Annotated in this window: 20 protein-coding genes and 1 tRNA gene; 10 read left to right on the top strand and 11 right to left on the bottom strand. The window is 55.4% G+C overall.

Translation table 11 applies throughout. The features are described from left to right. Nucleotides 1–159: 159 nt before the first annotated feature. The 9 genes from VEB01_RS18710 to def form a co-directional block, all read right to left on the bottom strand. Nucleotides 160–558, bottom strand: a complete 399-nt coding sequence (locus tag VEB01_RS18710; protein ID WP_324878109.1) for a rhodanese-like domain-containing protein — start codon at nt 556–558, stop codon at nt 160–162. A gap of 4 nt (nt 559–562) precedes the next feature. Continuing rightward, nucleotides 563–1,198: a class I SAM-dependent methyltransferase gene (locus tag VEB01_RS18705; protein WP_324878107.1), complete on the bottom strand. Its 636-nt coding sequence runs from the start codon at nt 1,196–1,198 to the stop codon at nt 563–565. 18 nt (nt 1,199–1,216) lie between these two features. Continuing rightward, nucleotides 1,217–2,590 carry a Trk system potassium transporter TrkA gene (gene trkA / locus VEB01_RS18700; RefSeq protein WP_324878105.1) on the bottom strand — a complete coding sequence of 458 codons (1,374 nt, stop codon included), beginning with the start codon at nt 2,588–2,590 and terminating at the stop codon, nt 1,217–1,219. Nucleotides 2,591–2,660: 70 nt separating this feature from the next. Next, nucleotides 2,661–4,025 (bottom strand): sigma-54-dependent transcriptional regulator, encoded by a 1,365-nt coding sequence (locus VEB01_RS18695; protein WP_324878104.1) that lies wholly within the window; start codon nt 4,023–4,025, stop codon nt 2,661–2,663. A gap of 3 nt (nt 4,026–4,028) precedes the next feature. Beyond that, nucleotides 4,029–6,134, bottom strand: a complete 2,106-nt coding sequence (locus tag VEB01_RS18690) for a sensor histidine kinase (RefSeq protein WP_414675518.1) — start codon at nt 6,132–6,134, stop codon at nt 4,029–4,031. Nucleotides 6,135–6,196: 62 nt separating this feature from the next. Next, nucleotides 6,197–6,754, bottom strand: coding sequence for a DUF4390 domain-containing protein (locus VEB01_RS18685; protein WP_324878101.1), 558 nt, complete (start codon nt 6,752–6,754; stop codon nt 6,197–6,199). After that, nucleotides 6,754–8,049 (bottom strand): 16S rRNA (cytosine(967)-C(5))-methyltransferase RsmB, encoded by a 1,296-nt coding sequence (rsmB, locus tag VEB01_RS18680; RefSeq protein WP_324878099.1) that lies wholly within the window; start codon nt 8,047–8,049, stop codon nt 6,754–6,756. The genes VEB01_RS18685 and rsmB overlap by 1 nt, the downstream gene beginning before the upstream one ends. Beyond that, on the bottom strand, nt 8,049–8,972 hold the full coding sequence (gene fmt, locus VEB01_RS18675; protein ID WP_324878097.1) for a methionyl-tRNA formyltransferase: 924 nt from the start codon (nt 8,970–8,972) through the stop codon (nt 8,049–8,051). Before fmt ends, rsmB begins: the two co-directional genes overlap by 1 nt. A 121-nt stretch (nt 8,973–9,093) precedes the next feature. Next, nucleotides 9,094–9,630, bottom strand: a complete 537-nt coding sequence (gene def, locus VEB01_RS18670; RefSeq protein ID WP_324878095.1) for a peptide deformylase — start codon at nt 9,628–9,630, stop codon at nt 9,094–9,096. A gap of 195 nt (nt 9,631–9,825) precedes the next feature. On the opposite strand from def, the gene VEB01_RS18665 reads away from it, so the two are divergent. From VEB01_RS18665 to VEB01_RS18620, 10 genes are all read left to right on the top strand, one after another. Then, the gene (locus VEB01_RS18665; RefSeq protein ID WP_324878093.1) at nt 9,826–10,851 is read left to right on the top strand and encodes a LysM peptidoglycan-binding domain-containing protein; all 1,026 of its coding nucleotides are present in this window, start codon (nt 9,826–9,828) and stop codon (nt 10,849–10,851) included. Further along, nucleotides 10,848–11,960 carry a DNA-processing protein DprA gene (gene dprA / locus VEB01_RS18660; protein ID WP_324878091.1) on the top strand — a complete coding sequence of 371 codons (1,113 nt, stop codon included), beginning with the start codon at nt 10,848–10,850 and terminating at the stop codon, nt 11,958–11,960. Before VEB01_RS18665 ends, dprA begins: the two co-directional genes overlap by 4 nt. A 41-nt stretch (nt 11,961–12,001) precedes the next feature. Next, on the top strand, nt 12,002–12,469 hold the full coding sequence (locus VEB01_RS18655) for a Smg family protein (protein WP_324878089.1): 468 nt from the start codon (nt 12,002–12,004) through the stop codon (nt 12,467–12,469). An 84-nt stretch (nt 12,470–12,553) separates the two neighbouring features. After that, nucleotides 12,554–14,854: a type I DNA topoisomerase gene (gene topA, locus VEB01_RS18650; protein ID WP_324878087.1), complete on the top strand. Its 2,301-nt coding sequence runs from the start codon at nt 12,554–12,556 to the stop codon at nt 14,852–14,854. Nucleotides 14,855–14,878: 24 nt separating this feature from the next. Then, nucleotides 14,879–15,433 carry an L-threonylcarbamoyladenylate synthase type 1 TsaC gene (tsaC, locus tag VEB01_RS18645; RefSeq protein WP_324878085.1) on the top strand — a complete coding sequence of 185 codons (555 nt, stop codon included), beginning with the start codon at nt 14,879–14,881 and terminating at the stop codon, nt 15,431–15,433. Between the two features lie 164 nt (nt 15,434–15,597). Further along, nucleotides 15,598–16,557 carry an octaprenyl diphosphate synthase gene (gene ispB / locus VEB01_RS18640; protein ID WP_324878083.1) on the top strand — a complete coding sequence of 320 codons (960 nt, stop codon included), beginning with the start codon at nt 15,598–15,600 and terminating at the stop codon, nt 16,555–16,557. An 11-nt stretch (nt 16,558–16,568) separates the two neighbouring features. Further along, nucleotides 16,569–16,645, top strand: a tRNA-Pro gene (locus tag VEB01_RS18635). A 770-nt stretch (nt 16,646–17,415) separates the two neighbouring features. Next, entirely contained in the window at nt 17,416–17,670 is a 255-nt protein-coding gene (locus tag VEB01_RS18630; protein WP_324878081.1) for a SemiSWEET transporter, read from the top strand. 1,329 nt (nt 17,671–18,999) lie between these two features. Then, nucleotides 19,000–21,024 carry a methyl-accepting chemotaxis protein gene (locus VEB01_RS18625; RefSeq protein WP_324878080.1) on the top strand — a complete coding sequence of 675 codons (2,025 nt, stop codon included), beginning with the start codon at nt 19,000–19,002 and terminating at the stop codon, nt 21,022–21,024. Nucleotides 21,025–21,047: 23 nt separating this feature from the next. Beyond that, nucleotides 21,048–22,022 carry a nitrate- and nitrite sensing domain-containing protein gene (locus tag VEB01_RS18620; RefSeq protein WP_324878078.1) on the top strand — a complete coding sequence of 325 codons (975 nt, stop codon included), beginning with the start codon at nt 21,048–21,050 and terminating at the stop codon, nt 22,020–22,022. Between the two features lie 67 nt (nt 22,023–22,089). Here VEB01_RS18620 and VEB01_RS18615 read toward each other — a convergent pair whose 3' ends face one another. Both VEB01_RS18615 and VEB01_RS18610 read right to left on the bottom strand, forming a co-directional pair. Next, nucleotides 22,090–22,956 (bottom strand): methane monooxygenase/ammonia monooxygenase subunit C, encoded by an 867-nt coding sequence (locus VEB01_RS18615; protein WP_324878076.1) that lies wholly within the window; start codon nt 22,954–22,956, stop codon nt 22,090–22,092. Between the two features lie 129 nt (nt 22,957–23,085). Then, nucleotides 23,086–25,506 carry a PAS domain S-box protein gene (locus VEB01_RS18610; RefSeq protein ID WP_324878074.1) on the bottom strand — a complete coding sequence of 807 codons (2,421 nt, stop codon included), beginning with the start codon at nt 25,504–25,506 and terminating at the stop codon, nt 23,086–23,088. Nucleotides 25,507–25,626: the final 120 nt, after the last annotated feature.

The following is a 25,626-nucleotide window of genomic DNA, read 5'->3' as shown; positions in this document are numbered from 1 at the left end:
ACATCGTCATGTTGCAAAACGAAGAACGGCCTATAGAGGACTGTCGCAACTCACGTCTTCATACCCGGATGCAGAGCGGAACCCCGAATCCGATGCCAGAAAATCTCCTCGCTTCGACATCCGCAAGGCGTTTCCAAGAGACTGGTTGCCTCCTCCCTTTTAGTTTTGCTCCCAGGGAAGGCCATGATAACGCCACCCGCCCATGGTGCTGCGGTGCCGCTGTTCGTCGAGCGGCCCCTCAAAGCCTTGCTCGATGTTGGTGAGATCCGAATAACCTGCGGCTGTTAAGGCATTAGCGGCGTCCAGCGAGCGTTGCCCGCTGCGGCACAGCACGAACAACGGCGTGTCGGCATTTGGAACGACTTGACGAACCTGATCCACAAAATCCGGATTGGGCTTCCAGTCCGGTGCCCTTTTCCATGGAACATTCACCGCACCGCACGGATGCCCCACATAGGAGAACTCCAAAGGGTCACGGACATCCAACAGCACGGCATCGCCTTTTCTCCTGAACATATCCCAAGCCTGTGGGGGCTGAAGACTTTTTACAGATGACATCTTGCTACTCCTGAAGGTATGACTCAAAACAGTCCGGCGGACCACTCGGCGCGTACGCTTTTTGACCTACAAAAAAAGCCTCGTTGCGATAGCCTCGATCTATATCTCCGATTCGTCCCTCTTCCCGATAAAAAACGAGCCGGAGGTTGCCGAACAAACTCAGCAACTCGTTCGTATCAAGAAGATAAGCGGGATTTGTCGGCCCGATCCCGGTTGTCTTTTCTCGGATAAAGGTTTGATAGAAGAGCAAACCGCCAGGTTTCAGGACCTTCGTAACAGACTGGGCCACGGACCGTTCTAAAAAGCGGCTGATGACGATGACATCGAACAATTCCGTCATCGGAGGGCGGCCGACGATGTCCCGAACCTCGGTGTGAAGAGTCAGACCGAGTTGTCGCGCGTAGACGTTTACTCGGCTGATCGCCTCCGGAGAAATATCCCACGCATGGGTATCGAACCCTCGCTGCGCCAGATATAAAGCGCTTCCTCCGAGCCCGCAGGCCAAGTCCAGAGCGATGCCGGAAGGCGGAAGAAGATGCGCATTATCTGCCAGCACTTGCGCGGGCTCCGGAGTTACCTCGCCAACCGCGCGGTAAATCCGGTCCCATTTGCTTCGAATTTCGCGCTCGTTTTCAGCCACGCAAAAACCCTCCTCGCATCAGGCGGCTGCGTCTCCCTCCTGGAAGATTTGCTCCACCATGGGAATCAATTTCTTATCGAGCAGGAACATGATGACGTGATCGCCCTCCTCGATCACCGTGTCGTGATGAACCTGAATCACTTCATCGCCCCGCACCAGAGCCCCCATGACCACACCCGGCGGAAGTTTGATCTTGTCGATGGGTATGCCTACGACCTTCGAGCTGCCGCGCCGTCCATGCGCAATCGCTTCAATCGCTTCCGAAGCGCCATGCCGAAGGGAATAAACCTGAACGATGTCACCGCGCCTCACATAGCGAAGCAAGGCCCCGATGGTTGCCTGCTGGGGAGAAATGACGAGATCGACCAACGAGGTGTTAACGAGATCCGCATAGGCGCTCTTGTTCACTAGGCTGATTACCCGCCGGGCCCCCAAGCGTTTCGCCAACATGGCAGACAAAATATTGGCTTCGTCGTCGTTGGTAATGGCGCAAAAAATGTCGGTATTCTCGATGTTTTCGTTAAGCAACAATTCTTTGTCCGAGGCGTCGCCCGCCAATACCACAGTATTGGTCAGATCGGCGGCGATTTTCTGGGCGCGCTTGTAGTCCTTTTCGATAAGCTTTACCTGATAGCGGCCCTCCAGCGCCTGCGCCACCCGCTTGCCGATGTGCCCGCCGCCAGCGAACATCAGTCGCTTATAAGGTCTTTCGAGCTCCCTGAGCTCGCTCATGACAGCTTTGGTTTCTTCGGACGATGCGACGAAAAATACCTCATCGTCCGCCTGAATGATGGTTTTTCCGTTGGGAATCACCGGCTGGCCGTTACGAAAGATTGCCGTGATGCGCGCATGAACGTTGGGCATGTGCTGATGAAGCTCACGGATTTCCCGCCCGACGAGAGGCCCGCCTTGATGGGCACTGACCGACACCAGGCGAACGCGCCCTTCGGCAAACTCCAAAACCTGCGAAGCCCCCGGATATTTGAGCAGTCGCTCGATGAATTGAGTGATGATCTGCTCGGGGCTGATAACGACGTCGATCGGGATGGTTTCCGGAGAGAAAATACCCGGATAACTGAAATATTCGATGGCCCGGACTCGGGCGATCTTTCGCGGAATCTTGAACAAGATATCCGCCATTTGGCAGGCCAACATATTGGTCTCATCGTCACTGGTTACGGCGATGAGCATATCGGCCTCATCCGCCCCGGCCCGCTTTAAGACCGTGGGATGCGCCGCATTGCCCTGAACCGTACCGATGTCGAACCGGTCCTGCAAACTCTTCAATAAGGCGGGTTGCGTATCGATCATTACGATATCGTTAGCCTCGCTCGCCAGGCTGGCAAGCACGCTGCTTCCGACCTGTCCAGCACCTAGGATGATTATTTTCATTGTTGAGAGCCGAAGTTAGAACAGACGAAGATGGGAAGCGGTAAACCCGGGAGATGCGAAGCTAACGGTGCTATCGCCTTTCTCTGAATTTAATTCCCAGCGAATTGAGCTTGCGGTACAGATGGGTACGCTCGAGACCTATGGCATGCGAAAGACGGGCGACGCTACCACTGTATTTTTCCAGGTGATACTCGAGATAAGCCTTCTCGAATCGTTCGCGTGCCTCTTTAAGCGGCAGATCGTAAAAATCGGGTTGATTTAAAATTGCGCCGGTTTCCCCTAAAGATTCACCAAGCGCTGCCTTTACCTCATCCAGTTCCACCTCTTCTCCGCTGCCGAGGATCAAGAGGCGCTGCACCAGATTTTTCAGCTCGCGAATATTGCCATGCCACGGATAATGGCGCAAAAAGTTCTGGACGGGCACGGGAAACTTCCGGAAGGGCAATTTTTCGCGACTAACGAAATAATCCACATAAAACCGGAGCAGTTCAGGCACGTCTTCGCTGTGCTCGCGCAACGGCGGAACTTTGAGCGTGACGACATTCAGCAAATAGTAGAGCTCGCGCCGGAAACGGCCGGCCCGAACCTCTTCCTCCAGCGACTTACGCGTTGATACGATAATGCGTACGTCCACGCTGATGAGCTCGCTGCCGCCCACCCGTGAAAACGAACTCGACTCCAGCGCGCTAAGAAGACGCAACTGCGTTTCCTCTTCCATGTCGGCCACCTCATCGAGGAATAGCGTTCCGCCGTGTGCCTGTTCCAACAATCCATAATGAATGCGACCGTCTTCCATCCTGCCGAAAAATTCCACCGCGGAGTACTGCGGTGCGATCGTACCGACTCCTACGTCCACGAAAGGACCGTCGCGGCGCGGGCTATTGGCGTGAAGATAACGCGCCAAGGTCTCTTTCCCGGAGCCGGGTTCGCCCACGAACAACACGCGGGCGTCGTGCTGCGACAAACGCTTGATCTGATCGCGCAAGCGCTCGATGGCCGCGCTCTTGCCGATGGGCTCTACCGGGATATCCACCCGCCGCTTTAAACCAATGTTTTCCCGCTTAAGCCGAGCGTTTTCCAACGCTCGCTCGACGGTGACCAGCAACTTGGCCAGGGACAAAGGCTTTTCCAAGAAGTCGTAGGCGCCCAGCCGCGTGGCTTCGACCGCAGTTTCAACTGTCGCATGGCCGGACATCATGATCACGGGGCAAAGCTGATCATCCCGCAGCCATTCCTTTAGCAGAGTGATGCCGTCTTCGTCGGGCATCCAGATGTCCAGCAATATCAGGTCCGGCATGCGCTCCGCTCTGAGCTTACGCGCTACACTCGCGTTCTCGGCTACGGCAACCTGATACCCCTCGTCTTCCAAAATTTCCTGAAGCAAGTGACGGATGTCCGGCTCGTCGTCCACCACCAGAATATTCGCTTTGATCACCGCTTATACCTCCATCGCCAGTCCACGCACCGCAGCCGTTTCGTTTGCGATGGGCACTCTTATGATAAAGCGCGCGCCTTCACCGCGCCCCGAGTCCAGCCGGATGCTTCCGCCGTGTTCCTCAACAATCTTCTTTACGATCGCCAGTCCCAATCCGGTACCCTTGGATTTGGTTGTTACATAAGGCTCGAAAATTCGATCGGCCTGCTCCGGGGGAATACCCGGACCATTGTCATGCAATTCAATCTCGACGTAATGGTGATGGTTTTCCTCCGCCAGCTGCGTCCTGATGTCCATTCTACCCGACACCCCGGGAGCCAAGGCTTCCTGAGCGTTCTTGATCAGGTTGTGCAAAACCTGCCGAATCCTAACCGGATCGGCGTAAACCGCAGGCAAAGCCGGCTCCAGATCGAGTTCGAACTCCAAACCGGACTGAGGCGGATAAAGCGCGACCACTTCCTCGATCAAAACATCAATATCGACCCGCTGCAACTGAATAATGGACGGTTTGGCGTATTCCGAGAAGGCATTGACCATCATCTTCATGGCCTCCACCTGTTGCACGATGGTACGGGTGGCACGATCCAGCACTTCGGCTTCGGCTGTTTCCAGATTCTTGGACAGCTTGTGCTTGAGGCGCTCAGCCGAAAGCTGAATCGGCGTGAGCGGATTTTTTATCTCGTGCGCCAGACGCTGAGCCACCTCGCTCCATGCGGCCTGCCGCTGAGCCTGGATCAGCGCGGTAACGTCGTCGAACACCACGACGGCACCCTGCGATTCACCGTCCGAACCGAATAGCGGCGTTCCACGGCACAGCAGTTCCTGACGTCCTTTCGGCCCGAGAAAGGGAATTTCTGCGCGCCAAACGCCATTCTGTTTTTCCAATCGGTTTCCGACGATCTCCATCAAATCGGCCAGATGCGGCTGTGATTCCGTCAGTTCGCCGATGGTAGCGCCGACATTCTTGTCGAATTCGGCGTGGAGAATGGCGTTCGCCGCCTGATTGGCGGTCAGTAACCGCATCGATTCGTCGAAGCTCAATACTCCGGAAGAGAGATTTGCCAATACGGTTTCCAAATAAGCGCGCTGACGTTCGACTTCCTGGCGGGAATGCTGCGCATCGTCCCTGGCCTGGGCGATCTTTTGAGTCATGGCATTGAACGATTCGACCAGAAAGCCCAGCTCATCCTTGCGCTTCACCGGCAAGCGTTTCTCGTAATTTCCTTCGGCCACAGCCCTCGTACCCTGGGCCAGATACCGTACCGGCGCCACGATGCGGCGAATGCTGAGAAAGGCAGACCAGATGGCGGCTAACAAGCTCAACAAGAGCACCAGGGACAGCGTCAGGGAAAACGTCAGCTTCAAAGACCCGCGCAGGAAGGTTAGCTCCTTGTAATGGACATAGGCTGACTCGACGGTTTTCGCAAGATCCGCCAAACGCAGCGGAACCGAATAGATGCCTTGTAGGTACTGCGTGTCATCCCCCGCGACGGAGACCACCGCTCTGATCTGCAAGCTGTCCCTAACATCGGATTCGAGACCTACATACGACTTACCCTGCTTCACCTGCAACAAAACTCCCGTTTCCGGAAAGTCCGGGATGATTCGCCCCGTTTGACTTCCAATAAACGCGATGATGCGCCCTTGCTTCGAAAAGACTGTCAACTCGCCTTCCTCGGCATGGTCGCGCAGTTCTCCCAAGCGAATGGGAACCATCGACTCCGACGAATCCTCCAGACCTTCCGCTATTTGCTCGGTCTGCTTCAAAACGGCCCGCATACGTTCGTCCAAAGCGGCTTGCCCCAGCTGCAGAGCGTCCTCCATGGCCTGGTCGATGCGGACATCAAACCAACTGTCGATATTCTGCTGAAGAAATTGCATGGAGTAGTAAAACACGATGGAAGCCGGAGCCAAGCTCAACAGGGTGAACAGAAACACCATCCGGACCGTGAGATTAGAGCCCGCCGCCTTCCGTTTCAGTTGTTTCAGCAACCAATAGACGTTGACCCCGACCAAGCCTAAAAGCAGTACCGACCCGAGCGAATTGATCAACACCAGCCACGAATACATCTTCCCGAGCTGGGATGCATCCTGGGTCGCCGTGCTCATCAAATGAAGCGACGCCAAAAGCGCCGAAAACAGCGCCAGGATCGTTAAACTAAGCGGCGGTTTTAATCTGCGACGCGCCATCGGTACCAGGAGCTCCCGAGATACCAGCTAGGAGAAACGTAGGCGATCGGACGCAAAGGAAGCGGCAACGACTCGATGTCTAAATCCACCAACAGGCTCGCTTCGTAGCTATTGTCCTTGACGATGCGATCCGCCGGCAATGCCGACCAGCCACGGATCGCGCCCATGGCGTCCAGCAAGGCCGTTAAGCTCGCAAAACTTTCGGTGTTTCCGCCCTCGTGGATGATCTGGAACGATTTGCCCAAGGGATGATAAAGAATCCGGAACTTCCGGAGTTCGCTCCAAATCGTCTCGTCCAACCAATAACTGCGCTGGCGCTTGATCTTGAGGCGGACAACCAAAGTCAGGGGAACTCCATGCCTGAGGGCCTCGATGGCGGACTCGCTGAAGCGGTAATCGATGTCCGCGTTCAATACGTAGTTGGCCTCGGAAGGCACGAGTTCGGCACGTATGATTCGAAATCCATAATCGGCGCAAGATGCATCGAAGGCCAGTAAAAGGCCGATAAGAAAGCTCCATTGATTCAGGCGGCGGAGCACTAGCAGGATTTCGCTATGCGGGCGTAATAAAAACCATCCATCCCCTGCTCGCCGGTCAGTATCTGCCGACCATGATTTACGGATACCCCCCAAGTCGCCTCAATGGGCATTTCTCGCGCGTCGGAATGGGTCTCGAGGAAGTCGGCGATTCTCACTTCGTTTTCTTGCCGCAAAATAGAACATGTAGCGTAAAGCAACAACCCGCCTGGTGCCAGCATAGACCAGACCGCGTCCAAAATCCGCCGCTGTATATCCTCCAATGCCAGGATGTCACCCGACGTACGTAACACCTTAATGTCCGGATGACGGCGTATGACCCCGGTGGCGGAACAAGGCGCATCTAACAAAATGCGGTCAAAAGCCTGCCCGTCCCACCAACTTTTCGGATCTGCGGCATCGGCGGTCAATACCTTGGCATTCAGACCGGCACGCGCAAGATTTTCGTGAATCCTGGTAATTCGCTCAGGAGAAATATCAATCGCGACCACTTCCTTTGAATCAGGACAGGTTTCAAGGATATGCATTAACTTGCCGCCCGGGGCCGCACAAACATCGAGCACTCGCAAACCGGGCTTCAGCTCCAAGAGCGGCGCGGCCAACTGGGCCGCGCCGTCTTGCACGGATATCCATCCCTTGGCGAACCCCGGCAAACTTTCCACCGGCACCGGGCTTTCGAGGATCACGGCGCTTTCGCATACAGGGGAAGGATGGGCTGAAATTCCAGCCTGCGCTAGTTGCTCCAAATAGGCGGCCCTAGAGAGCATTAAGCGGTTTACCCGCAAAACCAGAGGGGGAGCGACGTTGTTTTGCCGTAGAACCTCGATGTACTGATCCGGCCAGTCTCGTTGTATTTCCGAAACCAACCATTCCGGATGAGCTTCCGAAACGGTCTTGTTTTCCTCTATCCGAGCCTCCAGCGTCGATTGTTCCCGAAGATACGTACGTAGAATTCCGTTTAATAACGGCTTCGCCCAGGTTTTCCGCCGTACCGCCGATACCGTCTCAGCTACCGCAGCATGGGGCTTAACCCGAGTGTACTTAAGCTGATACAAACCCAACAGCGCCAACATCCGAAGATCAAGATCCTTGATGGGCTTTCGCGTCAGGAGCCTAAGCAGATAGTCCAGCCGCCAATACCAGCGCAACACGCCATAGCACATGGCCTGCACGAAAGCGCGGTCATTGTCTCGGGGAATTTTAGGCAGAACGGTTTCGAGCGCGTGCGTAAGCGTTCTACGCTCTCCTACTACTTGAACGAGCACATCCGCCGCCAGCTCGCGTGAATTCGACACCATCAAGTGAAACGTTCCGATTTAACCGAATGGGCGTTCAGAAACGCCTGCGCCGGCATCCGCTTTCCTCCCGGTAGCTGAACTTCCAGCAGTCGAAGCACTCCGCTACCGGTAGCGATATCCAACGTCTTCTCACGATCCAGAACCGTTCCCGGCTCGGCCGTAACAGGCTCGTTCAAGCTTTCGGCCAGCCAAACCCGTAATATTTCTCCTCGGTAAAGCGTTTCAGCCACCGGCCAGGGATTGAATGCTCTGACCCGGCGCTCCAAATCTATAGCCGCCATCGTCCAATCTAACCGAGCCTCATACTTTTCGAGCTTTGCTGCATAAGTAACCTGCGTTTCGTCCTGAACTTCGGGCCGCACCGTCTCCGCCTCGATGCCGGGCAAAGCCTCCGCAAGTGCTTCCGCGCCAAGCCGGGCCAGGCGATCATGCAACTCTCCAGCGGTTTCCAAGGGCGCGATTTTACAGCTCTTCTTATGCAACATAGGACCGGCATCCAGGCGCGACTCCACCGCCATAACAGTAATACCGGTCACTTCATCGCCGGCGAGAACGGCCCGTTGAATGGGCGCCGCGCCACGCCAACGGGGCAGCAACGAAGCATGAACGTTGACGCAGCCTAGCCGGGGAATCTCCAGGACAATCTTAGGCAAAATGAGTCCATAGGCAACCACCACCATCAAATCCGCTTTATGCGACCGAAGTCGCTCCTGCTCCTCGGGGTCCTTCAAAGTCGTTGGCTGAAAAATGGGAATGCCATGACACTGCGCCAATTGTTTGACCGGGCTTGCCGTGAGCTTCTGTCCTCGCCCCGCCGGGCGATCAGGCTGAGTATAGACCGCGCATACCTCATGCGACCCGTTTAAAAGCATCCGCAGGGTAGGAACGGCAAACTCCGGCGTACCGGCAAAAACGATTTTCATAAGCGGAAATGGTGAATTGCCACGACGCAACAGCCTGACCACATGCTGTTACGCAAAACAAAAGAAGGATTCGCTCCGCCTGGAGCGAACCCTACTCCCAAAAGTATCGGGAGATTTAAAATCAGATCGCCGCCCGTGCTTTCTGCGGCTGCTGCGCGGCCCGCTGCCGTTGATCCTTTTTCAGTTTCTTGCGGACAAGCTGGCGTTTCAATGGCGAGAGATAATCGACGAACAACTTTCCATCCAAATGGTCAATCTCATGCTGGATACAGACCGCGAGAAGGCCATCGGCTTCGAGTTCGAACGGGTCGCCGTTGCGATCCAACGCTCGAATCTTAACCGTTTCGGCACGGGCCACTTTTTCGAAAATGCCGGGAACGGACAAGCAACCCTCATCCATTTCCTCGCTCCCATTTTTTTCCACGATTTCCGGATTAATCAGGCAAACCGGGGCATCCTTTTCCTCGGACACATCGATTACCACAATGCGTTTTTGGATATTGACCTGCGTTGCGGCAAGACCTACGCCAGGAGCGGCATACATCGTCTCGAACATGTCGTCCACAAGGCGTTTGATCGACTCATCGACCAGTTGCACGGAAGCCGCCTTCTTGCGGAGCCGGTCATCGGGAAATTCAAGAATGGTTAAGATGGCCATAACTTATATCGTGGACGCTAAATACCTAAGCCAATGGAATTCTAACGAAATTCAACTAGACTTTGAACGCCGTTTCTTACAGACCCGATTTCTTTTTGAAAGTTGCACATGCCTTATTGCGAACACATTTTTACGCCGGGTCCGGCACTTTCCCCACCTGAATGGCGGCGCCATGCGTGACGAGCAGGAGACAAGATGACGCTTCGAATTCTTATCGGTGTTGGTTTATGGTTGCTCGGCGGCATTGCGTTAGCCGATCAAATCCAGCTAAATCCGGATCACCCGGACCGGTATATCGTAGTCAAAGGGGATACGTTATGGGCCATTTCCGGCAAGTTTTTGAACAAACCTTGGCAGTGGCCGGAAATTTGGCAGAACAATCCCGAAATCCGTGATCCGCAACTTATTTATCCGGGCGACGTCATTGCCCTAAGCTATGTAAATGGCGAGCCGCGTCTACAAATCGAAACGCCGTCGGATATTCGCCTTAGTCCGGAAGTTAGAGTCAGCCCGCTTGCCCAGGCCGTACCTCTCATCCCGATGGACGCGATTCGCCAGTTTTTGACCAGGCCAAAAGTCGTCAATGAACGCGAGTTAGAAGAAGCGCCTTATATTGTGAATTTTGCCGGCGAACATATCGTCGGCGGCATCGGCGACCGGATTTACGTGCGCGCCATTAAAGACAGCACCAACCAGGCTTTTACCGTTCTTAGACCGGGACAAGCCTACAAGGATTCCGTTACCGGCGATGTTCTCGGCTATGAAGCGCTTTATGTCGCCGACACTCAATTGGAGCGTACGGGCGACCCGGCGACACTGCTTTTGACCCGTGCCGAACGTGAAACCATCATCGGCGACCGGCTCTTGCCGGTTGAGCAAGAAAGAATCGAGCTTTATTTCCAGCCGCACGCTCCTCTGAAAAACATCGAAGGGCATATCATCAGCGTCGTGGACGGGGTTTCACAGATTGGTCAATACCAGGTGGTGGTAGTCGACAAAGGAACCGCCGACGGCATGGAAACCGGCCATGTCCTTGATATTTATCAGAGCGGGCGCCCAGTACGGGATATCGTCAGCCAAAGGGCCGGTGAAACCGTAGCTCTGCCCAGCGAAAAAGCCGGCTTATTGATGATCTTCCGCCCCTACGAGCGCGTCAGTTATGCGCTGGTTATGAACGCAACCCGCGCGATACACGTATTCGACACTGTTAAGACCCCTTGACGGTAGCTTCTCCGGAAAACGCTGAAGAGCTGCGCTACTGGTTGGCGCTGCATCGGGCGCCGCTAATCGGAAGCCGACGATTCTGCGCCATTCTCGCCCACTTTCACACCCCGAGAATACTGTTCGAAACCAAGGCGGCTGACCTAGCCGCCTTGGGTCTTAAAGAAAAAACCATCGCCTATCTGCGCGATCCGGATTGGCAAACAGTGGAAAGCGATTTGCGCTGGCTGAGCGCCTCCGGCCGCGCTTGCCTAACGTTACACGATCCGCGATATCCAGCGCTATTACGCGAAATAGCCGATCCGCCGCCGCTGATCTTCGTTAACGGAGACATCCTCGCCCTTTCCTCCCGACAGATTGCAATCGTCGGGAGCCGAAATCCATCGCCATCGGGCTTACGAATTGCGCGTGACATCGCTTCGGCCTTGGTTTCGGCCGGGTTTGCCGTTACCAGCGGGCTGGCGCTGGGAATCGACGCTTCCGGACATTCCGGAGCGCTTAAATCTGGCGGTATCACCATAGCCGTTGCCGCCACGGGTTTGGATCAAGTGTATCCGCGCCAGCATCAAAGTCTGGCTAATGAAATCATTGCGCGAAACGGCGCCTTGGTATCCGAATTTCCTCCCGGCACCGGCCCCAAGGCCGATCACTTCCCTCGCCGAAATCGCATCATCAGCGGCCTGTCCTTAGGCACCCTGGTCGTCGAAGCGGCCCCACGGTCGGGCTCCTTGATCACCGCACGCCTGGCGGCCGAACAGGGGCGTGAAGTGTTCGCCGTTCCCGGCTCGATTTACAATCCGCTTTCCCGCGGATGCAACGACTTGATAAAGAATGGGGTAAAGCTGGTCCAAACGGTTGACGATATTATCGAGGAATTTGAGGCGCAGTTATCCGTCCAAGCCTACAAGCCTCCACCTCAAACTGAAGCGGAAGACGATCAACCTCATATGGAACTCTTGAAATATATTGCGTATGACCCAACCTCTGTGGATACTCTAGTGGCAGCCACAGGAAATACGCCGGAAGCTATCGTTTCGATGCTTTTATTGTTGGAACTGCAAGGTCAAGTTGCCTCTACGCCCGGAGGATGCTACTTCCGGACCCAATGAATTTCCTAGCCGTTGCGCCATCCCTTAGTTGAGACCACTCAATGAAAGAAAATGTATTCGATGTCCTGATTTATCTTTTCGAAAACTATATGGATGATGATGTCGAGCTAACGCCAGACCCCGACATGATTCGCACCGAGCTTTTAGAGGCGGGTTTTCCGCAAACCGAAGTAAACAAAGCCTTTGAATGGCTCGAATCATTAACTGAGCACAATGCGATCAAGCCTGTTTCCTCGCCGGCGTTTCGCATCTTTTCCGGCCAAGAGATCGCCAAGCTCGATGCCGAATGCCGCGGTCTCCTGCTATTTCTGGAGCAAAGCGGCATCCTTACACCGGCCAGCCGCGAACTGGTCATCGACCGTGTCATGGCATTCAACGAAGAAACGATCTCTTTGGAAAACCTAAAGTGGGTTGTACTTATGGTACTTTTCAGCCAGCCCAACGAGGAACTCGCCTTCGCGCGCATGGAAAATCTCGTCTACGAGAGCCTGCCCAACTATCTGCATTGATGTGCCACCCGTTTCTCCATGTTTTCTGCCGAAGAAACCGGAGAATTGTCCTTAACACGAATAGCTTGCACCTTATAGAATTCGATGAGCCAAAACCTGGTCATTGTTGAGTCACCGGCGAAAGCCAAGACCATTGAAAAATATCTCGGCCGAGATTTTCAGGTCTATGCGTCCTATGGCCATGTCCGTGACCTTGTTCCCAAAGAAGGAGCAGTAGACCCCGATCATGATTTCTCGATGAAGTATGAACTCATCGAGAAAAACGAGAAGCACGTACAGACCATCGCCAAGGCCGCTCAGAAAGCGAACGCTCTGTTCCTCGCGACCGACCCGGACCGGGAAGGCGAGGCAATTTCTTGGCATATCTACGAGATCCTGAAAAACCGGCAGGTACTCGACAACAAACCGGTGCACCGTGTCGTTTTCCATGAAATCACCAAACGCGCCATTCTCGAAGCGATTCAAAATCCCAAAGCGCTCTCCATCGACCTAATCAACGCGCAGCAGGCGCGCCGGGCGCTGGACTACTTGGTCGGCTTTAAACTGTCGCCCTTGTTATGGAAGAAGATTCGGCGCGGCCTCTCGGCGGGACGGGTGCAAAGCCCGGCACTGCGGATGATCGTCGAGCGCGAAATCGAGATCGAAAACTTCACGATCCGGGAATACTGGACTCTCGACGCCGATCTCGATGCCGACGGCCAAAAGTTCCGTGCCCGGCTCATCAATCTGAATGGCGCTAAGCTGGAGCAATTTAGCATCCTCAATGAGGAACAGGCGAGCCAAGCAAGAGACGCACTGCTTTCGGAAGCCAATGGCAAGCTTCAGGTGGTGAAGATCGAAGAGAAGGAGCGCAAGAGGAATCCCGCGGCACCGTTCATCACATCCACGTTGCAACAGGAAGCGGCGCGCAAGCTGGGTTTCACCACCAAGCGCACCATGGCTATCGCTCAGCAGCTTTATGAAGGCATCGATTTGGGCGGTGAGACCACCGGACTCATCACGTACATGCGTACCGATTCGGTCAACCTCGCCAACGAAGCGGTGCAGGAACTTCGCGAACTTATCGCGTCCCGATTCGGCGACGAAAACGTACCCAAGCAGCCCCCCCATTACAAGACGAAGAGCAAAAACGCTCAAGAAGCCCACGAGGCCATTCGGCCCACTTCGGCTTTTCGGCTGCCAGAGCAGGTTAAGCCCTATCTTAGCCCCGAGCAATACAAGCTTTACAACCTAATCTGGAAACGGACCGTTGCATGCCAGATGGTTCACGCCACCATCAAAACGGTCTCGGTTGATTTGTCCTGCGGCACGAAAGGGGTTTTCCGTGCAACCGGCTCCACAGTGGTGAATCCAGGCTTCATGAGCGTGTACCTTGAAGGCAAGGACGATGTCCCTAGCGAAAACGATGAAAGCTTCTTGCCGGTACTCAAAGAGGGTGCATGGGTCGACTTGAACGACATCATCACCGATCAGCACTTCACGGAACCGCCACCGCGTTACACGGAAGCGAGCCTGGTTAAGGCCTTGGAGGAATATGGCATCGGCCGCCCTTCAACTTACGCGTCGATTATTTCAACGCTACAGCAGCGTCATTACGTCGTGCTGGAAACCAAACGGTTTTATCCGACCGACGTAGGGCGGATCGTCAATAAATTCTTGACGGAACACTTCACCCAATACGTCGATTACAACTTCACCGCCAATTTGGAGGACGATCTGGACGCCGTTTCGCGCGGCGAAAGAAATTGGATTCCTCTGATGCGGGACTTTTGGCAGCCGTTCAAGTCACTGATCGACACCAAGGATGAAAGCTTAAGACGTGCGGATGTCACGCACGAATCGCTCGACGAGGCGTGCCCGGAATGCGGTGGACAACTTTCCATCCGTTTGGGGCGTAACGGTCGCTTTATAGGTTGCACCAATTACCCTGAGTGCAAGTACACCCGCAATATGAACGGCGAAGCTGCGCCGCCGGCACCGGAGATTGTGGAAGGAAAGCTCTGTCCGGCATGCGCCTCGCCATTGGTGATCAAAACCGGTAGATTTGGGAAATTCATAGGCTGCAGCACCTATCCCAAATGCAAACACATCGAGCCACTCGAAAAACCGGAGGACACCGGAGTACGTTGTCCTGAATGCAATAAGGGGCAGTTGATCAAGCGGAAGTCGCGCTTCGGAAAATTATTCTTCTCCTGCAACACCTATCCGAGTTGCAACTACGCGGTCTGGAATCCGCCCATCGCAGAGCCCTGTCCTAACTGCGCCTGGCCAATCCTGACGCTCAAAGTAACAAAACGGCGAGGCACGGAAAAAATCTGCCCTCGCAAGGAATGTGGCTATGCAGCACCCTACGAAGGTGAGCCACTGGCCGAATCCGCAACTTAACGCTGCCGGCAGGCCCGAGAAGACGTGCTTTCGCGGTTTCGTCTGAGACTCGCGGTGAGCCACCTGCGTGGTGGAGGAATCATTGCTTATCCGACCGAGGGAGTGTACGGCCTCGGCTGCAACCCTCTCGACCAACGGGCGGTGCTAGGTTTGCTGGAACTAAAAGAACGTCCCACGGCGAAAGGGCTCATTCTCATCGCCGCTGAATTCGGCCAAATCGAACCTTATCTTGACCTACCGACCGAGATCATGCGGGATAAAATCCTGGCCACATGGCCGGGACCGGCCACTTGGGTAATTCCCGCCGCCGGCTGGGTGCCGGCTTGGCTCAGAGGCGAGCACCCGACCGTAGCCGTTCGCGTCACAGACCACCCGGTGGCGGCCGCCCTATGCCGCGCTTTCGGCGGACCTATCGTTTCGACGAGCGCCAACAGAAGCGGCCATCCGCCAGCCCGTACGCCCGTTTCTGTTCGGAAGCACTTCTCAACCGAGCACCTTTTACTCATCCCCGGTCGGCTCGGGAATCTGCGCGGTCCAACGGCCGTCTATGACGCATCTACCGGTGCTCGGCTGCGTTAAACGACAACTCGATACCGTTTTAGCTTGACACGCCGATCTCTCATCCATAGCATTCCCGCATTTTGCAGGGCACTGCCGCAGCGGGAGCGAGTTCATCCTTAATGACCATATCGACTTCGTCACAGATCAACTCGACAGCCTCACAAAGTCCGAAAACGGATTTTATGGATATCCGCCGTTTGGTAGAGGAAGAAACCGCGGACGTCGACCGACTGATTCTTCGTGAACTCAGTTCCGATGTATTGCTCATCAATCAGATCGGCCGATATATCGTAAACAGCGGCGGTAAACGCCTGCGCCCGATGTTGTTACTATTGGTCTCCAAGGCCCTCCAATATCAAGGGCAACAGCACATTATCCTCGCGGCAGTCATTGAATTCATTCATACCGCCACCCTGCTCCACGACGATGTGGTCGACGAGTCAACCCTGCGACGGGGACAAAATACCGTTAATGCACTTTGGGGAAACTCGGCTAGCGTTTTAGTCGGCGACTATCTGTACTCGCGCTCGTTTGAATTGATGGTAAGCGTACAGAAGATTCGCATCATGGAGATCCTCTCCCGCACAACCACAGCCATCGCCGAGGGTGAGGTGTTGCAGCTTCTAAATTGCAATAATCCGGCGACAACCGAGCACAAATACCTCGAAGTCATCTCTCGCAAGACCGCGATTTTGTTCAGCGCTGCTGCACAGCTTGCCGCCGTTTTAACCGGTGCCGCCGAATCGACTGAACTCGCTCTGAAGAATTATGGCCTCCACCTCGGCATTGCATTTCAGTTGATCGATGATGCCTTGGATTACATGGCGAACCCCGAAGAGCTCGGAAAAAATCTCGGCGATGACTTGGCGGAAGGCAAGCCGACGCTGCCTCTAATCTATGCGATCGAGCACGGCAACGCATCGCAAGCCGCGGTACTCCGAGACGCGATCGAGAACGGCAATCGCAACGCGTTCCGCGAGGTCTACGAAATCGTTGAATCTACCGACGCAATCGCGTACACTGCACGGCGCGCTAGGGAAGAAGCAGAGAGAGCGGTTGAACTGCTCAATGTACTGCCCGCATCGGAATACAAGGACGCTCTTATTCGGCTCGCCCACTTATCGGTCGAGCGAAGCTATTAAAATCCATTATTCGGGGTGTAGCTCAGCCTGGTAGAGCACTGCTTTCGGGAGGCAGTGGCCGGAGGTTCGAATCCTCTCACCCCGACCAACTAGATCGAATCGTTACGCAAACACCTGAAGAGTAGCCGCGTAACATTTTGCGTAAACCCATTTTACGCCGACCACTCGCTTCAAACGCGTCACCTGTCTCATATCAGCCAGCTTCTCAACCGCTTCGACCAACTCATGAATATTGGTGAGCGAGTCGTAACGATATCGCCGGTCGCATGATGCAAAAGCACCGTCCGGATTTCGAGCCGAACATCAGCAGCCTGTAAGCTGCGCCCAAACGTGTGTTTCGGGTTGTGTGGACCTTGGCAGTCTCGATCACCGAACGTGCTACCCGGTTGAGAACAATCGACTGGTACTCCTTATTTTTCTCACCGAGCCAAGTACCTTTCGGACAAGGCACCGGGCAACCGGATACGATAAATACAGAGGTGTTTCACTCCGGGATTTGTATTGTCCAGTTCCGGCGCCACCAACAAACGTTCCGCTCTCGAAGGCCCCTGTTCCAGCGCTGCCGAGCCCTGATGCCATTCATGAATGAGCAATGGTTCCGGGGGCAGCGGCTTAACCGTCTGGGGCTCGCTCCAGCCCCACACTCAGCCAAACGCGCGAATGCCGATCAATTGGCGCAGCGCGTCCGTACAGTGCTCGATGCGACAGCACGCCCAGGCTTTCGTCTGCAGATGCTCACGGGAATCGAAGCGTTACTATGAACGAGCCGTTCGCAGTGTCGCCCATCACCTATCCTTTCGGGGCGAGCCTGAAGGCTTCTGGCTCCGGTCGAATTTACCCTACACATTGTGGAAAACTATGGAATCGAACGATCTGATTGGCTTGGCGGCGGGAACACTGACGACGGTGTCATTTGTTCCCCAGGTTATCAAAACCTGGAAGTCCCGTTCAGCGAAAGACATCTCCTTCGGGATGTTCCTGCTGTTCAGCCTGGGCGTCGTGCTCTGGCTGATCTATGGGCTGGCGCTTCACTCCGCCCCGATTATCTTGTCCAACTTAGTGACTCTTGTCCTGTCGCTGAGCATCATTCTGATGAAGCTCGTATACAAGTGATCGGAGGACGGTGTTTCTGCCGATCAGGCAAGACCGCCACCGTACGATTGCAAGTGTCGGCAAAGGCGCGGACAAGCTAGCCGAGAACCTCAACCCAAAGCGGAGAGACACCGGGCGAGTTGCGCAATCTCTTCCTGTCCGGCAGCGAAGGATATCCGCTTTAATCTAACCGAAAGGGTCGAACTCGGATGTTCTGGGCATTTTGCTCGTACGCGATGAAGCTTTGAGCTTATAAAACCATCTTGCCCCATCGACATCAACGCACGCTGTACACCTACGTAATGTTGCGGACTTACACGGCCGGAGGCTCGCGATTAAATAAGACCTTGTAACAAACGTGTCGCGGTGCTCATGAATTTCATCAGTCACGAGTTTAGTTCCTACGCCCCACCCTTCTTATCTTTCCATTTCATTCAGGTCCGGCGATCGGTCCGAATGTACCTGGCAAAGCCCCTCGTCTTAGCGCTTCTACCCGGCGAATAGCCACGCGCCCCAGCTGCGCCCGAAATTCGCGATCGGCACAAGGGTTCTTTATAAACCCAAGCGGCCGGACTTTGGCCAGAACCGTTACGCCGGCAGGCCGGCCATCATTAGTCGGTATTCCCGTTTTAAAATAGGAGGCTGTTTCATTGAGCTGCCGTCCGGTGGCATTTTACGAGTACCCGAGAGCGATATCGAACCCGTCGAAGCGTAGGTACAAACACTATAGACCGGGCTGCATCAGCTCAAGCTTCTCGCCGCCGGATACCTTGGCTATTCATCGCTCCTCCGGTCCAAAATGTAGTGTTTGATGCATTTTGTGAAACCGCATTACTCCTTTCTCTGCCTTGACCGATTTCTAAATTAATCCCGCAAAGGTCTCGGCGCTCGTTAATGCAAACTGCCGCATTCGCCCTCACAAATGCTTGCTGGAACGATCGTCCGATTAAACCGCTGACGCCATAGCATGCTCGATTCTGGTGCACGCAGCCCCCTCTTTTCGTGCAATAGATTTATCCAGCGATGCCTGCCTTGGTATACGAAATACCGCCCATAGTCCCCCGAATTTGGAAGATCGCATTGACCAGCTCACCACGCTCGGGCATGGCATGCATTATGTATTCCCATTCTCAAAACAAGTGCTAAAGGCGGCACGCAATCAACGGACAACGGCGTCCATCGGCGGTCACTCCGACCTTCGCTGGACGCTTTTTTTTGCCCGATGATCGCTTACGCGTCTAGTTCCGGCAGCATGGTACTCAAAAACACGGGCTGACCTCTTCGAGCATGACTCGCGTTACGCCGGACCCTTACAGGCTTTAAACAGGTTCTTATTCCAACGGAACATCTATGTATAACGTACTTCGTCCCGCCATCGTCTTAATGAGCCACCTTCGCTTCCCTTATAAATTTTTATTCATCGGCTTAATCCTCGCCCTCCCGCTTGCCGTTTACCTGTACCTGCTGGTTGTCGAAATGAGCGCCGGCAGCGAATTCGCCCGCAAGGAACGGTCGGGCGTGGAATACCTAAAAACGCTGCAGCCGTTGCTCCGATATTTTCCAAAACACCGCGGCATGGTCCATGCCGCACTCAACGGGGACAGTTCGTTCGACGGTGATATCCGAGCCTTGCGAGCCGGCATCGAGCACGCCATGACCGCGGTGGACGAGATTGATAATCGGCTGGATTCCACATTGCACACCACGATTAAATGGGATGCCATCAAACAAGAATGGAATCGCTTGGCAAATCAATCCTCCGGCGTGGAATCGAAGGAAAATTTCGCCGCCCACACATCCCTTATCGCCAATTTACAGGGGTTAATCAGCCATGTCGGCGAGACGTCCAATCTCATCCTGGATCCCGCTCTCGATAGCGCTTACCTCGTCGATGCCGCAATCCTCAAGCTCCCGGCCCTGATAGAAAATCTGGGGCAAGCGCGGGGCTTGGGTACCGGAATTGCCGCGCGGCAGGCGATCGATCATGACGAGAAATCCCGTCTGATCATGCTAAACACGCTCAGCCTGGAGAATCACGGCGCGGTCGAACGCGGCATGGATGTCGTCTTCCAAACGAATTCGTCGATCAAACCTGCGCTGACAGAGAGTCTTAGAGAGAGTCTCGCCTATCTCAAGGCCTTTCTGGATTTACAGTGGAATGAGCTGATTTCCAGAGATCGCATCGTCATACCGCCTTCGGACCATTTTTCCGCCGGAACCCGCGCCATCGATGCGCAGATCACCCTCTACGATGCGGTTTTGCCGACTTTGGATCGATTGCTGGAGGATCGTATTGCCGCCTTTGACGGCAAAGTCCGTTTCGTCGGCGTGATCGCTGTCACCACAGCATTACTCTCGGTCTATCTATTTGCCGCTTTCTACCTGTCGGTGCGACAGACGGTCCACACCTTGGTTCACAGTGGCCAGCGCTTGGCCGCCGGCGATCTGACCGCGCAAACGGAAATAAGCTCACGGGATGAGTTGGTGCAGGTGGCGGACGGCTTTAATAACGTGGCTCGCGAGTTTGGCCGCTTCATCGCCAGTGTCGTCGCGTCGGCCGAGGAACTGAGCAATGCCGCCGGCGAACTCTCGGGCGCCACCGGTCGCGTCGCACACAGCGCGAATCTTCAATTCGAAGCGGCCGGAAGCACGGCGGCCGCCATGGAGGAAATGTCGGTCAGCATCAGCGAAGTGGCCCGCCATGCCGGCGAAACGGAGCGGATTTCCAATCGGGCCAGAGAATTGTCCGCGCAAGGCGAGATCGTCGTCCGCCGCACCTCCGGCGAGATGGAAAAGCTGGCCGACTCGGTCCGCCAATCTTCCGAAATGATCATGGCGCTTGGAGCGCGCTCCGACGAAATCAGCGCCATCGTCAAGGTCATCACCGACATCGCGGATCAGACCAATCTACTCGCTCTCAACGCCGCTATCGAGGCGGCCCGTGCCGGCGAACAGGGGCGAGGCTTCGCCGTGGTCGCCGACGAGGTCCGGCAGCTCGCCGCCCGCACTCGCAATGCGACGGAGGAAATCAGGCAAACCATCGCATCCATCCAAGACGACATTCATCGTGCCGTGGGCGCGATGCGGACCGGCAGCGAACAGGTATCGGCCGGCGTCTCGCTGGCAGCCGAGGCAGCCATCTCTCTCGCCTCCATACACGAAGGCGCATTGCAGACTGTGCAAAGCATCACCACGATCGCCGCCGCCACTCACGAGCAGAGCGTCGTCAGCCAAGACATCGCGCAGCATGTCGAGCAAATCGCGGGGAAGGCCGACGAAAGCACGATGGTCGCCCAGGAGACCTCCGCCATCGCCCGGCATCTCGAACAACTGGCAACGAACCTTAAGACGATGGTTCACCATTATCAAATCTGATCCCGTATCTATAGGAGGTATTCATGTTTCCGATTCTGACCGGCCTGACTCTGGTATCGACCTTTCTGCTGCTCCTCATCGCTATCGAACAGCACATGGAAAAAACTCTGCTCGACCGTAAAAGAGCGGGCATCGCCCACTTACGCCGAACCACAGAGCTGATGATCAGCCTTCAGCAACACCGGGGCATGGCCAATTCCTGCCTAAACGGAGACGCTACGTTCAGAACGCGCCTGCCGACCGTTCAAACGAACATCGAGCAGCAATTGCAGGCGATAGTTCCTCTCGCCGTCGGAAATGTCGACGCCCATGCGAGGCAGTTATCCCGATGGCATGTCATTCACGATTCCTGGCAAGAATTGAAGCGCGGCCTTTTCGACCTCTCTCCCGCGGAGAGTTTCGCCGCCCACACGCGGATCATCAGGGAGGTTCTGTATCTCATGGAGGAAGCGGCGGATTGCTCCGGAATAGTGTTTGATCCCGATCCGTCCAATCAGCTCATGGCGGCAATTCTGGTGCGCCGGCTTCCCGAACTGATCGAGCAGATCGGGCAGGGACGCGGACTCGGGGCGGGCGTGATCGCCGCCGGAAAATGCCCGCCGGTCTCCCGCATCAAGCTCGCATTTTTGGCCCATCGCATCGACTTTCTCCTGAACGAGACCGAGGCGGCGCTCCGGGAACTTCCTTCGCCGGCCGGGCGAAAGCTGCAAGCGGGGTTGAAGGACTGCCGCGACTCGACCCGGCAATTCGTGAATCTTCTCAACGGACGGGTCATTCAGCCGGCACACATCGACCTTAAACTCAAACCCTATTTTGCCGAGGCGACCCGGGCAATCGAGGCCAATATCGCGCTGATCGATCAACTCGCGGACACGCTCCACAGCTTGTTCGCTGTGCAAATCGGCGATCTGGCAAGGCCGAACCGCTACGCGCCGTTGCTCCCCGCCGCTATTTCAACGGCGTTCGTCCTTGTCCCGCTGACGTGGCTACTGCCATAGTTCTGAACCAGAAGGATTTCCACGTCATGGCGTGTTCGCGCTTTCAACCGTTCGACGCCATCGAACGTTACTCAGACCAAAGGTCTTTTTTGATCAAATATAAAATGCTGGCAAAAACCTGCAGCAATACCCCTCCAATCGACAGCGCAAACCAGGCAAAAACGACGAAGCCATAGTGCAAGGGCGCTGCAAATATCTCTTCCATGAACCAGAAGGTGTGGCCCCATTCGTTGTAGCCGACGTTCGGCAAAAGCGTGAACGGACCGACCACGGAAAAAAGGTAGGGCACGGACAATCCTTTTGCGAAGAAGGGCAGGCGCGTCTTCGCGTACAGAAAAGCCCCGAAACCCGTAATGATGTAAACCGGGTAGCTTAGATAAAACACGACGATGTGATTGGGGGTAAAGTCGGTATCGCGCACGACCGTTTGATGCCAAGTCGCATCCTGTTCGGTGAAGAAGCTCGTTCCCCAGTAGAAGGCCCACGCATAGGCGGCCAGCCAGATCAGGTGCGTCATGTTCCGGCGCAGCTCCTCGCGCGGGGTCAATGTCACTACACTGCGATCACGGGTTTTCCATAGCAGTTCCCGCAGGGCATCGCCTTTTGCTCTGATCAGCACCGTCTCGGTGTCGATGAAGTGCGCCCAATAGTTCTCCAAATTGCGATCTCGGCTCCGCCATAGCCATCCCCACAAGAGAGCGGCCACGACGATTTCCAGCACGATTTCCGCGTAAAAAAGATTCATCCAGTAGGTCTCGAACTCCGGCGCAAAGGCGTCTAGCCCGGTCGACCACGCATAAACTCCCTCATACCAGCGAACCGCTACGTACAGCACCGCATAGCCCGCTAACACGAGAACCAGACGCCTCAAATTGAACAAAGGCGGTTCTTTCGCGGCGGCATTTTCAATTTCGGTTTGAGTCGACGTAGACACAAGGCACCTTTTCGCCAAGTCGAAACCCATTCATTGGACCAGAGCGCTCGAAAAACAATCCCGCCTTAGAGGTTGTGAAAAAACCTACTGCGCGGACTCGGGTCGCTCGCGACGGTTTTTCACAATCTCTTAGCCAACCTTCAGCACCACGAGGGAAATATCGTCATCGAAGGACCGGCTTTGGCAAAACTTCCCGAGTTCGTCGACGATAATCTCGATAAGCTCTTGGGGTGAAGCTTGAGAATGAGTAATAAAAAGCTCGCACAGACGAGGTTCACCGAAAAATTCCCCCTGTTTATTTCGAGCTTCGGTAACCCCATCGGTATAAAGAAGCACCATATCGCCCTCATTCAAAGAGAGCGCTTTCTCTTCAAACGCTACGCCTTTCTTAACGCCTAAAATGAGCCCTTCGGCATCCAATTCCGTACAATTCCGCTCGCCTCTGCGCAGCAATAGCGGGCGATTGTGCCCCGCATTGGCATAGGTAATCCAGCGCGTATCCGCGTGGTATCTCAGATAGAACATGGAGATAAAAAAGCTGGCCCGGTTCAAATCCTCGAACAGGATATCGTTCAAGACCGACAGGGTCTTTTCCGCGCCGTTGCGGAGCCTCGGCTGGCCTTTCGCCATCCAGTCGGTTCCCATCTTCAAAGTGCTGCGGGTTTCGGCCATGATCAGAGCAGCGCCCACCGAGTGCCCGGAAACGTCGGCTATCACGATATCGACCCCCTCTTCCGTGGCGAAATAATCGAAATAATCGCCGCCTACATGGACGGCTGGCAGACAATACCCCGCCACCAGAGCGCCATCCATCCGCAGCGGGACGCTAGGCAAGAGGGACAACTGGATCTGCCGGGCGATTTCCATCTCGTGGCGTTCTTCTTCTATTCGCCGCAATGCCGTGACATCGGTCTGCGTACCGATGAAATGAGTCAGCTTGCCGTGATCGTCCCTCACCGGAGAGATGAACAGCTCGTTCCAAAACGGCGTGCCGTCCTTGCGGTAATTTTTCAGCGTCAGGTGGCAATCGCGCTCTTCGCGCACGGCCTTCCGAATTTCCTCGATCGCGTTCGGATCGGTCTCCGGGCCTTGCAGGAAGCGGGGATTCCACCCGATCACCTCGTCCCGGCTGCTGCCCGTCATCTGGACAAAGGCGGGATTGGCGTAGATGATGGGATTTCCCGGCTGATGAGGATCGGTGATGATGATACCGACGCTGGAAGCCGCGATGGCCCGGTCTCGAAGCCTTAGAGCATCCTCAAAACGCTTGCGTTCGGTAACGTCGTGATCCACCCCGCGCCACCTCAACAAGTGGCCCCGGTTATCGGAGAGCGGGATTCCGGTGGATTCGGTAAACACTTCGCGGCCATCCTTGTGCCGATAGCGGTTGATCAGGCGGAGGAAAGGCTCCTCGCGGGCGATCAACTCGGGCGCAAGTGCCGCGACGCGTTCCCTGTCTTCCGGGAAAAATAACTCGTAATAGGGTTTTCCGATGATCTCCTTGGCGTCATAACCGAGAATACTCTTCACCGCGGCACTGGAGTAGCTGTAGCGGCCGTCAGCATCCTGCTCCCAGATCCACTCGCAGGTCATATCGACGACCTGGCGGAACCGCGATTCGCTTTCCCGCAGCGACTCCTCGGCAACTTTGCTTTCGGTGATGTCCTCGACCATATCGATGGCGAATTGCAGTTCGCCCTTGAATCCGTAGGTTCCCGAAACGATTTTGCGGACCCAGACCACTGTGCCGTTTTTCCGGATAAAGCGCTTGTCCAGGTTGTAGTGTTTGTATCTGCCTTCGACCAAGCCTTTAAACTGCCGCGCGCTGATCTCGAGATCTTCCGGGTAACTCAGATCGAAAATAACCCGGCCGTGCAGTTCCTCGGCGCCAAAGCCCAGCATCTCCTGCAGGGCGATGTTGCATTCCCTGATTCTTCCGTTCTTGTCCAAGAGCGCAATGCCGATGCCGGCCCGTTCGAAAATCGCCCGGAACCGGGCTTCGCTTTCCCGCAAGGCGATCTCAGTGAGCTTGCGTTCGGCGATTTCCGCCCGCAGGGTCACTCCGGCCGCTGTAAGCTCCAGGGTCTGTGTCTTAGCCCGCTTTTCCAATTCGTCGTGGCTCCTGCGCAACGCTTCTTCGCGTTGCCGCAGTTCGGCGATGGCTCGGTCCTTTTTGCGGTTGATTTCGGTAAGACGCTTGTGTGTCCGCTCCAAGCTTTCGTTGAGCAGGTGCATTTTGGTCATGGTGTCACCATGGCCGTAGGACGTCCTGTCGAAGGGTGCCAGAGCCTCCCGAAAAAATACCTCGGCCTGCAATTCGATATCGACGTCTTCAGCGGGAGCACCGGCTTGGGCCAAAAGCTCAGCCAGCGCTTTATGGTGGATCGCGGCCAGAACCGGAAGACTCACGTTCTCCGCGATTGCTTTGCGTCCCAGCCGATAGGCCCGCAACAATGGATTCCCCTCCACTCCGGCCAAATAGTCCCGCAATGCCTCGACGTATTGCACTGCTAGCTCACGTCCACCACGTTCGACTGTTTCTTCATTCATCACATGTCTCCGAGATGCAGCCGTGCGGTGTCTGCTTGGGAAGACGCTGCATCCTTCGGGACGAAAAAGGCTCCCGGCTTATTGGACTCGCGGACCGGCGCCCAATTCAATCGGCCCCGC

Origin of the sequence: Methylocaldum sp. (assembly GCF_035627495.1) — a bacterium.
Taxonomy (GTDB): Bacteria; Pseudomonadota; Gammaproteobacteria; order Methylococcales; family Methylococcaceae; genus Methylocaldum.
Note: the sequence above shows the minus strand (reverse complement) of the source record. Positions and strands in the feature narration are given on the sequence as shown.

What these genes read in the sequence shown, in the direction of transcription:
- VEB01_RS18710 (WP_324878109.1), bottom strand. Translation starts at nt 558, where the DNA reads ATGTCATCTGTAAAAAGTCTTCAGCCCCCACAGGCTTGGGATATGTTC.
- VEB01_RS18690 (WP_414675518.1), bottom strand. Translation starts at nt 6,134, where the DNA reads ATGAGCACGGCGACCCAGGATGCATCCCAGCTCGGGAAGATGTATTCG.
- VEB01_RS18610 (WP_324878074.1), bottom strand. Translation starts at nt 25,506, where the DNA reads ATGAATGAAGAAACAGTCGAACGTGGTGGACGTGAGCTAGCAGTGCAA.
- VEB01_RS18665 (WP_324878093.1), top strand. Translation starts at nt 9,826, where the DNA reads ATGACGCTTCGAATTCTTATCGGTGTTGGTTTATGGTTGCTCGGCGGC.
- def (WP_324878095.1), bottom strand. Translation starts at nt 9,630, where the DNA reads ATGGCCATCTTAACCATTCTTGAATTTCCCGATGACCGGCTCCGCAAG.
- topA (WP_324878087.1), top strand. Translation starts at nt 12,554, where the DNA reads ATGAGCCAAAACCTGGTCATTGTTGAGTCACCGGCGAAAGCCAAGACC.
- VEB01_RS18620 (WP_324878078.1), top strand. Translation starts at nt 21,048, where the DNA reads ATGTTTCCGATTCTGACCGGCCTGACTCTGGTATCGACCTTTCTGCTG.
- rsmB (WP_324878099.1), bottom strand. Translation starts at nt 8,049, where the DNA reads ATGGTGTCGAATTCACGCGAGCTGGCGGCGGATGTGCTCGTTCAAGTA.
- ispB (WP_324878083.1), top strand. Translation starts at nt 15,598, where the DNA reads ATGGATATCCGCCGTTTGGTAGAGGAAGAAACCGCGGACGTCGACCGA.
- fmt (WP_324878097.1), bottom strand. Translation starts at nt 8,972, where the DNA reads ATGAAAATCGTTTTTGCCGGTACGCCGGAGTTTGCCGTTCCTACCCTG.
- VEB01_RS18655 (WP_324878089.1), top strand. Translation starts at nt 12,002, where the DNA reads ATGAAAGAAAATGTATTCGATGTCCTGATTTATCTTTTCGAAAACTAT.
- trkA (WP_324878105.1), bottom strand. Translation starts at nt 2,590, where the DNA reads ATGAAAATAATCATCCTAGGTGCTGGACAGGTCGGAAGCAGCGTGCTT.
- VEB01_RS18625 (WP_324878080.1), top strand. Translation starts at nt 19,000, where the DNA reads ATGTATAACGTACTTCGTCCCGCCATCGTCTTAATGAGCCACCTTCGC.
- VEB01_RS18630 (WP_324878081.1), top strand. Translation starts at nt 17,416, where the DNA reads ATGGAATCGAACGATCTGATTGGCTTGGCGGCGGGAACACTGACGACG.